We start from the raw sequence: 10,612 nt of genomic DNA on the forward strand, positions 1-10,612 counted from the left end.
AATAATGACACGTCAATCACTCCACATTCTCCTGCGCAGACTCAGCAGGAATTAGGTTAGATTATGTGGATCAGTTTTCAGTGCAAATCAGGGGGTGAAGTGGATCAGTTTTGGATGCAATTTAACACTCCTTGACTGTAATGAGATCTTCTTCATCTAATTTGATTGAAGACGATATTTCATCAATTCTTTTGTTTACCGACTTCTCATAGTCGTCTCTCTTCGCTTCACCTCCCTTGATCTGTCGATCTAAAACCAAAATTTCAGAATTGTAGCTATCAATATATTTCCATTCTGATTCTAGCCAAGTGTCATAGTCGTGAATTAAAGCTTGAAATGTTTTTATTTCCTCACATTGGCGTTCGAAAGATTCCCACTTCGACTTGGCTCTTTCGATACTGACTGGATCTACTCCTTTACTCATCAAGGCTTGGTTGAACGCTAACTTGTAGTCACTAACTCTGTCTGAAGTTATCTTTTCTTTATTTTTGATCAGCTCATCAATAGCACTTTTTTTCGCGTCCTCTTCTGACAAGCGATAGTCGAAGTTAGCTTTCACCTGAACACGCTCTTGTTGATGGCGCTGTTCTTCGTTTTCAAGTTTTTCTTTCAGCTCAGACTTGATGGTAAAAAGTTCAGACTCTAGTACGCTTTTCTGTTTCTTAACTTCAGATGTACGACTTTCAGCATCACTTTCAAACTGGACTGTTTTTTGATCTTTTAAGAGATTGAGCTTGCTCAGTTCTTCCTCAAAGACTTTTGTTCTTTGACTTTGAATTTTTATTTCTTTGTGAAGCTTATCTGCTTCTTGCTCATCACTTTTGGCTCTGCTCTTCGCTTTACCTTGCCGAACTTCTACTTCTGACTCCTTGATTTTTAGAGTCTCTAATCGCTCTGATAGCTTCTCTTCACTCAGACAGAAATCAGGAAGTGCGATTGAATCCAGATCCAAATGGAGACCAAAAATCGACTCCGTAGCTTCTGGGTCGAAAATGGTTTCAAGTTTTTCGCATTTAACAAACTAGGAGTGATTACTTTGCCTATATTGCCGCGCCAATCAGGCACTTTTTGATCTAGGTACTCGTTGAGCGAACCTTTTGCTGGCAATAATGCACGACTAACAGAAGCTATTTCATCTGAAATTTCTTTTAATTCGCTAGTACATGCGTGGTAAGTAGAAAGACTGCTCTCATGATTTTTCTCTGCCTGACGTAGTTGCTCATTCAAATGAATTACTGCATTTTGAGAAGCGTTAAGTTTTTCACGCTTACTCTCAAGATCACTTTCCAGACTACGTAATTCGCCTTTTTGTTCTGGTGTGAACTCTAAAGATTGCCCTTCTAGAATTGCAAGTCGGAATTGTTCTTGTCTTATCTTTTCAGACTGGTCATCGAACTCATCTTGCAACTTTTTCTTTTGAAGGTTGAGGTCATTCTGCATCGCCTCTAAACGGTCGGTCTTTTGCTCGAGTATCTCTTCCTTAGTTTTAAGTATTCTATTGATTTCTTGTTGCTTACGGGAGCGGAAATCAGCACATTCAAGTTCCAGTTTTTGCACTTGACTGTTAAACGTACTTTCTTCTGTTTCTACGTCTTCCAGTAAGTTGTCGTAATGTTTCTTTGCAGATTCCGCTTCCTTCAGCAAGTCACTTAAACTATTGTAAAGCGTGATTTTCCCTAAAATATCATCCTCGTTCTCGTACTTGTCACGCTTATTGTAAATATCATCAACTACTTTGGACTTCCTTTCAAACTCAGTCCGATGGATGCTTAACTCAGCATCAAACTTTTGAAGTCTATCTTTCCTCTCACTAACTAGGAAGCCGTGCAACTCTTTCTGCGAACGAATTTTGTCTGACAACTGAGTGTCATTTAATGCCAGTTGACGGAGATAAGAAGCGATTTGAGCTCGATAGGAGTTTAGTTGCTTGATGTACTCATCAAGGCTGTCTTTACTTGCAACTGCTTCATCGAACTTGCTCTTTTTAGTGTCTAGTTGAACAAACACATCTAGGCTATTTGCTAGGTTGATATACTCTTTCTTATATGGAACATCGTCCATCGATGTATTGTTCAAGAAACAGTCCACAATCATCGTCTTAAAACGGCTCAACATCTTCTTGTGACGCATCATTGTCGCCGTCAAAATGTCGATATGATTCATGTTATGGCTCGCAGAACACAACGAGTACTCATGGGCGATTGCTACTAAGTTTTTACCCGCACTACGTCTTTGGGCCAAACGCTTTTTATTGTTTAAAATTACTGAACGGTAATCGACACTAGTTTCAATTTGCGAACTTACTGACATTGACTGAGACACAAGGTTTTTAAGCCATGTTCGAGTTTCACTTCCTTGCTTAATTAGCTCGTCGTACAAATGCTGAGAAAACAATTGTTCAGCGGTTCCTGTCAAAAACCTATAAGCGACACTGGAGCCATTTCGATACATTACAGAACACTTTCTCTCACCAAGCTTTTCATATTCGAACACGATGACAGATTTTGGGGTGGGCAAGTAGTAATCAACAAAGGAAACTTTATCCGCTTGTCTATCCACCAGCTTACTCGGATCGGCTCCATAGAACGCTGGAAGTAAGCTTAACAAAGTGGATTTACCAGCTCCGTTATCACCCGTATTGTTGCTATGCCCGATAGCCTTGACCTTGAATAGTTTCCCAGGGATAAATGAGTGGAAAAGTACGATCCCTAGTAGTTTAGAGCTTTTTGTTTCAGATTTATTCATTTCTTTCATCACAGTGCGGCAGAGATATTCTCAACCCCTCGGTTAGTGAATGATCTACAACAAACTTACTGACTCGGCTGCCACTAAGTAAGTCCATTATTTGTGCTTCCAACTTCCACCAGAGTTAAGAGGCTGCGTTTAATATAGAAATGCCTCAACACCCAAAAGAGCCAAGTGTATCGTGTCTACTAGCGGTCAAAGAATCAACTAGTGTCATATTACACTGGAATCAAATGATTCGTTAGAGTAAATTAGTACAGTTCATTTTGATAAGGGTAATCATTGTGCGTTGTGTCGAATCTCCGCAAACCAAACGACTAAGGCTTATCGATTTCTATCTCTGCTTCTTTGGGAAAGTGAATCGCTCCGACCTTATTCAGCACGGTGATATTGCCGTTGCTACAGCAAGCCGTTCTTTTAATGCTTACAAAGAACGTTTTCCCGACAACACGGTTTTCAACGAAAGCTTGCGAGCATACATGAGGTCAGCATCGTTTAGCCCAGCTTTTGAGCATGACCCAGAAGCAGCTCTGAGGTTAATAGCATGGGGTCAGGAGCTTAACTCCATTCCAGTAACAACTTATGGTGTAAGCAGCTTTGCGACGGTGTTGGATTCACTATCTATTGATATCGTCTCTCAAGTCACAAGGTCAATTCTGAATAAGCACTGTATTTCTGTCCTGTATAGTTCCTCAACTAGCACCGAGACTAGAACTCTGACGCCTCATTCTCTATTCAAAGGACTTGGGGCTTGGCACATCCGTGCTTGGGACAGTAAAAGACGTAAATTCCTGTGCTTTAGAATCAGTCGAATTCTTAGGGCTCAGCAAACTGACTGCTCATACGACAAGACTATAGAGGACGATACTCTCTGGAACCGTGACGTTGTCCTAAGTGTTGCACCGCACTCTAAGCATGAAAATAGAAATGACCTAGCTATTGATCTTGGTATGGAGGGTCAATACGTGCGAAACATTACAACCAACGAAGCGTTAGCTGGTTACGTGCTCAATGACCTCCACGTAGACTGCACGCCTAATGCTTCTTTGCCGCCGCATGCCTTCAACTTGCAGTTGATGAATAGACACGAGCTAGAGCATGTTGACTCTATTCGAGCCCTAGTACCTGGATTTATACCGAACAAAGATGATAAAGCTTGAGGTAAGTGAGCCCTGAGCATATTGAGTTGTTTACACAAACAAGCTGCTGATTCATTACAAATTTTCGGTTCGCAAAGTACGGTTCGGGTTTTACGAACTGAACAATCACTCTAAACGAGAGAATTCTATTGAAGAGAGAGTTTCCAACTTAGTTAACCAAACCTGCTGGCTTCATTTGCCATTAAGCGGTGGAGTTTCCAACTTGGTTATTTTTAAAGAGTATTCCAGATCGTTGATTTAGATGGCTGACAAGTTTCCATCTTAGTTATCTGTGATCACCAGAATGCTCGTTATGATCAGGAATTTCACCAGGAATAATTATTCCGGTAATTTGATACAACTCTAGAGCAAAACTTATTAAGTCATGCCAACTTAAACAGTAAACGTAACGCATGGTAAAAATGCCACGCGTTACGAATCACTCTTGAACCGTTAGTATGATTCAGACTCATCACCGCTTGGTCGAAACTGATGCTGAAGACCTAGCAAGAAGTTTCGAAGAACTTGGTCTTTACATTCTCTGTAATGTTTATTCTCAGGCTTACGGAAAAATGCGCTCAGTTCATGTTTGCTTAAACGAAAATCTACAAGTTGTAGAATCTCGAGAATATCTTCGGCTTTCAAGTTCATAGCAATGCGTAACTTTTGAAATACGATATTATTACTTAACTTCTCTTCTGGCTTAGGCTGCTCACCTTCACGTTTACCACGTTTAAAATTGATAAAACCGTTTAGAAATACTGCCAACTCTGTGTCGTTAAGTGCGACAAAAGATTCGTCGTCTTCTTTTTTCAGCCAACTAGAGACTTGTTCATCTGTAACATTTAAGTCTGCTAAAGAGAAGATTTCAGTGATGACACTGTCTTTTAAATCGAATGTATAACGTACACGGCGTAAAATATCATTATTGGTCAAAATAGTTCCTAGTCTTAGGTAAATCCAGTGCTATCAACGTGATTACTGGAAGACTTGGATTTTATCAGATTTGCGGTCAACTCCCTACAAATTGAACCTATTTGTGAGAAAATCATAACGCTCTATTAAGATGTGAGCAACGCAATACAGAAGCTTCCGCATGCCTCCTTAAACATTAAAATAACTGCAAACCAAAAGTGCCACGCATTGGCTGTCGGTTCGAAGTTTTTGTTATGTTTATTTGCGCACATTCGGAAAGCGACGAACATCATACAAACACTCATTTAGGAGTGGTTTTACGTAACGTTCGAAGTCACGATATAAAACAATACGATTTATCCCTATAAGAACAACAGAACCAATAACAACTGACCATGAAAATGATCCGAACATTACCGAAAAAGTCAGTGATGTAAGCAAAAATGTGATCACCAATTTTAGGATAACTATCGGTTGTCTGTAAATTTTCGACCGTGTAATCGCTAGTTGAATGGTACGATAACGAGTTCTCTTATCCACATTTTCGAAAATAGGGTGGTCTTCAAATCTGTTCATATTGCCCTCTAAACATAGCGCTAAGCTAAGTGGCTGCAAACCTCCCAAATAACCACCTTAAACACACTAGCCAATTTGAACCAAAGCCGCCGAGCGTTGGGAGCCCCTCTTAAAGCGTTTGTTAGCTGTTTAGTACACCTTGCTAAGATTCTTGCGCCACTCAGGTTGACCATCCTCAAATGCCCAGTAGGTTTCCATTGTATCTATTTGATTTGACGAAAATGTAAACACACTTGTAGCATAAAAGCTGTTCGGCCAAGACGGACTCGTTACGTAAACAACGCTTATGACTTTGTCCGAATCAGTACTTTCAGCATGCTTGACTTCAAACGTCCAATCCTTACCAAAAACCTCATTGACAGCAATAAACTCTTCCACACTTTCATAGTATTCGCGACTTGTAGGCCATATAACTTTCAGGTTATCGCTAAATAACGATCTAGTGCCTTCATAATCGCCAGAGCTAAATTTTGACCACAGACTTTTTACGATTTCAACTTGTTCCATATTACTTACCTTGTAACTAAAACTTTGATGACAGCTAACGCCGCTTGAGTGGTGAGTAACGTTGCCACTGGGTCTGACCTATTGTGCCAGCTGATTCAAACCACAAATGCCAAGCGTTGCGAATCTGACTGAAACGCTTTGTTATAACTGTGCCTTCTTGAAGTACCTTTTATATTGCGTATTTTCCAAGTACCCTAAATCTTCGTAGAGTGACTGGGCAACAACGTTATCAAGTGACGTTTCTAGTTCAATACCTTTCGCATTCGTGCTTTTTGCATACGCTTCAATATATTCCATTAAAGCTCGCCCAAGACCTAATCCTCTTGCACTCTTTGAAACATATATGTCATTCAACACCCAATACTTGTTAAGTGAAATTGAGCTGAAACCTTGATACAAAGTAGCAAAGCCCAAAACTTGCTCATCAGCGGTAGCTAAGAGAAAAACGCCGCTTCCATCTTTTAATCTAGATTCGATCCAGTCAGCAGACTCGCTTTCGGGAGCGGAGTTATCTAAACTTACTGATAGCTGACGATAAGAATGAAAGAGCTTAGATAATTGATCTAAATCTTCAATTTTTGCTTCACGAAATTTCATTACTTCCTCAAAAGTTATAACGCTACATTAAGGTGTGTGTGCAACGGAGCCACCTGACCATAACCATTGCGCCGTAAACACAAAACCCAATTCAAACCAAAACCGCCAAGCGTTGCGAATCCGTCTTAAAGCGTTTGTTATATTTCATTTGAATTCAAAACCATTTTTAGAACGAACAATAGGTTTTGCATCCCCATTCACACTAACTGTTAAATTGGGGTGATTACTGAATTTTTTGTACCAGACTCCGGAGATTTTTATGAATGCTGTCTGTTCATCATTGATCTTAACCGTTTTAAAATCCAAATCTCCGTCTAGATCATAGTCTAAAACGGTAGTGCAAGAGTCGTTAGAACAATTTTTTGAACTGTAAAACAAGGAATTAAAAAGCATATCTTGGTCATTATCACCCAATGAAATGATATTGCTATTATTGTCAGTAATGTGCGTTTCATGCTTTTTTACTAAGATGGTTCGCCCAAATGCTGTTATGGACACATTAGGCGAATCTTGATGTGGAGAAAACATGAGTTCATGGTTGCCAATTGTGCATTTTTTTACTTTATCACTTTTTAGATTCAATTGGTTAACGACTGCTTCCTGCCAATCTGTGTCGATTGTTGAAATATCAATATCTTTGCATAATAACTCTTCATTCGCGAAAGCAAGTCCAGCGAATAGTAAGGTTATGATAAATAGTACCAATTTTCTCATAAACATCCTTAGGAAATATAACGCCCTGCTAATGGGCAAAAAACAATACCTTCGCACCCAATCTGACCAGCCGGAACCTCAAAACTCAATTTAAACTGAGAATGTCGCGCGTTGCGAGTCACTCTTGAATGCTTTGTTAGGCTAATTTGGTTGATTGTCCGTACGAGCTTTTCTTCCTAAGTAGCCACCGTGATGCCTCAATCCATACTCCTCTTTAGTAAACCCATTAACTTCCATTACCGAGATAGCAATTGTATCGCTAATAGCCAACATAACTGCAATTGTGGTTGTAGGAGTTAGATCAAGCGGACAAGCCTCTTTATGAACTCCCATATCCAATATATGCTCACAATGCTGCCTTAATTCTGAGTCTGGATGAGAAGTCACACCAATAATATGTGTCACACCTAAATGACGTGCTAACTCTAATATTTCAATAACTTCACGTGATTTACCGCTAGTGGAAAAAGCGATTAATATATCGCTTGGGCTTACTATTCCGAGGTCACCATGTGCTGCCTCAGCTGGGTGAAGAAAAACTGAAGGGGTTCCTGTAGAGCTTAATGTTGCAGAAAATTTATGAGCAATATGACCTGCTTTTCCTATACCCGTTGTAACAATTTTACTCGGGCATTTAGAAATCAGTTTAACCACATCTTCATAAGAGCCATCAACCGACACCGATTGGATTGCTTTCGCTTCCTCTCTCAAAACATACTTAACACGTTCTATTATTTCCATTTAGCCTCCTGCTCGTATAACGCCGCGTTAAGTGGTGAGCAATGCCTACCACCCGACCTACCATTGTTCTGTATACACTTAAATCAATTAAAACTGAAAATACCGAGCGTTGCGAATCCGTCTTAAATGCCTTGTTATGTGCTAATTCTGAGAACTTTGCCACCTTTGCTTTGCTCGTTTTTCCAACCTAAGCGCCCAAATTAAAATGACACAGTAACCAAGCATTAAAGCAATAGAAACTCCGCTTTGTGGAAATAAAAAAGAGCTTGCACAAAAAGTTAAAGCAACTCCCATCATCAACTGACCTTTCGCTGAGTACCCATAGACACTATTAGGTTTAATTTTTTCCGGAAATGCAAAAGTGATATAACAAAGAAAAAAGGAGGGAAAATCCATAAGCTTAGTTTTAGATATTCAAGAAAAGTATTCATATTAGAAATTAGTCTCCATTGTATTTAAAACTTCGTAGCACATAACGCCCGCTTAAGTGGTGAGCAACGCCAACCTCCTAACCTAAACCTTTACACCGTAAACACTTAACCCAGCTTTGAATGCAAAACGCCAAGCGTTGGGAATCTGCCTTAAACGCCTTGTTATCTGTTTGTTACCTGACGTCTTCCAGCAAACTTCTTAAAGCCCAGCTCTGCAAGTATCCAAAGCATTACAAACACACCGATGTCTATTAGAAAACTCGTCAGGTCAAAAGGATCTGAAATGATGTTGTAGCTAAAATTGAATAAGCTAAAAATCAACCTGGACCCAAAATAGGCGAATAGGAATACAATTACATATTTCATGTTTAACCTTATGAAGTCCTTTAATTACTTCAACTTTCTATGCAAAATTTGACTTTCGACAGGATAGGTTACTTTCCTAGTACACTTGAAACTCTCGCTCCAACTTTTCGATGTGCAACACGAATTTTAAGCAACAAGAAAATAGCCTCATGCGCAAAAGCAGAATCAAACAGCTAACGCCGCATTAAGGTGTGAGTAACGCAACCATAAAACCTGCTCATACCACCATAAACACAAAACTCAAAGATGGAATGAAAGATGCCAAGCGTTAGGAATCACTCTTAAATGCTTTGTTAGGTTTTTGTAGATTTAGATCATTTAGCAGCTTTTCCATGCTGAACTTCAATAATAATCTATCAATATCGGTAAACTCTCCATTTTGTATAGCTATTTCTTTTAGCCGATAGCCGGAGTCTAGCTGAACAACATATTTATTGAAGTCAATTTGCTTCCGAGTTTCATTGAAAATTTCTACCAGCTTAGGGTCGCTTATAACTATTTTATCTATATCCCACCTAAAACCTGTTCGTTTTACAAAAAATAGATCTGTCACGTAATCGAGATCATTAGATAAAATTGAAAAACTACTTTGCTCAGCTTCTGAGAGGCTTAAGCTGACTCTGATTCCATGATTATTGATAAAAGGAATCCAGTAATTTTCTCTTTCTAAGTACACGAAGTAGTTGCTAGCACCAAAGAGTTCAAATCGTTTCAGCAAGCTAATAGTAAAGACAAACATATCTTGTTCGCAGTTTGAACCCACACTTTGACCATCAATACGAACAATCTCGATACATTCGCTTGAAAAGTCTTCATTCTTTAGTTTGGAGAATAGCTCCTTGATAATCGTATCCGCACGACCACTTTCACCAGCGACACTAACGAGAAAAAAGAATGTACATATTATTGCGAAAGAAATAGTTCCAATGAACTTGCTCATAAACCCTCCAACGAGTCAAACCTAACGCCGCATTAAGTGGTGAGCAACGCCTGCCACCCAACCTAAACCATTGTGCCGTCAACACTTAAGTCGAATCAAACCGAAAACACCAAGCGTTGGGAATGCGTCTTAAATGCCTTGTTATGCGTTTCTTCCAAGCTCCGAATCTAACCCTAACTTACTGCTAAAAACGAACATACAACTAACTAAAATACTTATCTCGAAAAGCTGACATAGAAAAGATGCTGTTTTAAATGCTAGACCTGAGTCCATCCAAGGCATTGCTATTTCGATTAGCACAGCGATTAAAACTAAAGTATACCCAACCCGTTGATGCCATTTACCTAAAATTGGAGAAAAATGATGGAAAGCCAACAAATAGAACACCGAAAAAAAAGGCACTATAAACCAGGTGAAATACTCAAGAATTTCAATCAACGAGCTACTACCTTCGCCCAAAGTCGCCATTAGAACCGGGATAATAAAATTGAGTATCATGTAAAGAAACGGATAGATAAGAATACCCAATGCAAGATACCGAACTGATTTTATAACTCTACTTTCCACTTGTACTACCTTCTCAAGTTGGAGTAACGCATAACGCTTTCTATAGGGCTTACAGCCGTTTTTCACCCCACTATAATGCAGCCTTTAATATATGGTATCTATTTATAATCAATAGCTTAATAAAAAAAGGAAGGTTCGATCGCAAAATGGAACATAATTTTAGAAAGGCTAATTTCTAGACTCCTTCGGATAATTTTCGGTAAGACAAATTCGCATAATCAGGGTTTGCATGGTCATTCGTTCTAATTTGATGTATGGAATCCACTCTTCCCCAGCCAACCTAAACTTAGTGGGATGAGATAAAACCTGAGGATTCCAACATGCTAACCAACAATGTTATTGCTATAGACTTAGCTAAAAATGTTCTTCAAATC

The 10,612-nt window shown here is 39.3% G+C and carries 10 protein-coding genes; 1 reads left to right on the forward strand and 9 read right to left on the reverse strand.

Annotated features, from left to right (window positions below; translation table 11 throughout):
• Positions 1–121 precede the first annotated feature (121 nt).
• Positions 122–952 carry an ATP-binding protein gene (locus L3V31_RS22065; RefSeq protein WP_267136057.1) on the reverse strand — a complete coding sequence of 277 codons (831 nt, stop codon included), beginning with the start codon at positions 950–952 and terminating at the stop codon, positions 122–124.
• On the reverse strand, positions 913–2,745 hold the full coding sequence (locus L3V31_RS21365) for an ATP-binding protein (protein WP_267136058.1): 1,833 nt from the start codon (positions 2,743–2,745) through the stop codon (positions 913–915). Before L3V31_RS21365 ends, L3V31_RS22065 begins: the two co-directional genes overlap by 40 nt.
• Positions 2,746–3,029: 284 nt before the next feature.
• Between L3V31_RS21365 and L3V31_RS21370 the strand changes: the two genes are divergently transcribed.
• Positions 3,030–3,905: a WYL domain-containing protein gene (locus tag L3V31_RS21370; protein WP_237319140.1), complete on the forward strand. Its 876-nt coding sequence runs from the start codon at positions 3,030–3,032 to the stop codon at positions 3,903–3,905.
• Positions 3,906–4,337: 432 nt separating this feature from the next.
• On the opposite strand, the gene L3V31_RS21380 is transcribed toward L3V31_RS21370, so the two are convergent.
• The 7 genes from L3V31_RS21380 to L3V31_RS21415 all read right to left on the reverse strand — a co-directional run bounded on the left by L3V31_RS21380 (position 4,338) and on the right by L3V31_RS21415 (position 10,238).
• The gene (locus tag L3V31_RS21380) at positions 4,338–4,820 is read right to left on the reverse strand and encodes a DUF1456 family protein (RefSeq protein ID WP_237319143.1); all 483 of its coding nucleotides are present in this window, start codon (positions 4,818–4,820) and stop codon (positions 4,338–4,340) included.
• Between the two features lie 684 nt (positions 4,821–5,504).
• Positions 5,505–5,882 (reverse strand): nuclear transport factor 2 family protein, encoded by a 378-nt coding sequence (locus L3V31_RS21390; RefSeq protein ID WP_237319145.1) that lies wholly within the window; start codon positions 5,880–5,882, stop codon positions 5,505–5,507.
• 141 nt (positions 5,883–6,023) lie between these two features.
• Complete coding sequence (locus L3V31_RS21395; protein ID WP_237319147.1) at positions 6,024–6,479, reverse strand: GNAT family N-acetyltransferase; 456 nt, start codon at positions 6,477–6,479, stop codon at positions 6,024–6,026.
• A gap of 144 nt (positions 6,480–6,623) precedes the next feature.
• Positions 6,624–7,193, reverse strand: coding sequence for a hypothetical protein (locus L3V31_RS21400; RefSeq protein ID WP_237319149.1), 570 nt, complete (start codon positions 7,191–7,193; stop codon positions 6,624–6,626).
• Between the two features lie 141 nt (positions 7,194–7,334).
• A complete protein-coding gene (locus L3V31_RS21405; protein ID WP_237319152.1) occupies positions 7,335–7,934 on the reverse strand; it encodes an SIS domain-containing protein in 600 nt (199 codons plus the stop codon).
• Between the two features lie 1,065 nt (positions 7,935–8,999).
• Entirely contained in the window at positions 9,000–9,671 is a 672-nt protein-coding gene (locus tag L3V31_RS21410; protein WP_237319154.1) for a hypothetical protein, read from the reverse strand.
• A gap of 141 nt (positions 9,672–9,812) precedes the next feature.
• On the reverse strand, positions 9,813–10,238 hold the full coding sequence (locus tag L3V31_RS21415; RefSeq protein WP_237319156.1) for a hypothetical protein: 426 nt from the start codon (positions 10,236–10,238) through the stop codon (positions 9,813–9,815).
• Positions 10,239–10,612: the final 374 nt, after the last annotated feature.

The sequence above is a fragment of the Vibrio sp. J1-1 genome (genome assembly GCF_021728395.1).
Lineage (GTDB): Bacteria > Pseudomonadota > Gammaproteobacteria > Enterobacterales > Vibrionaceae > Vibrio.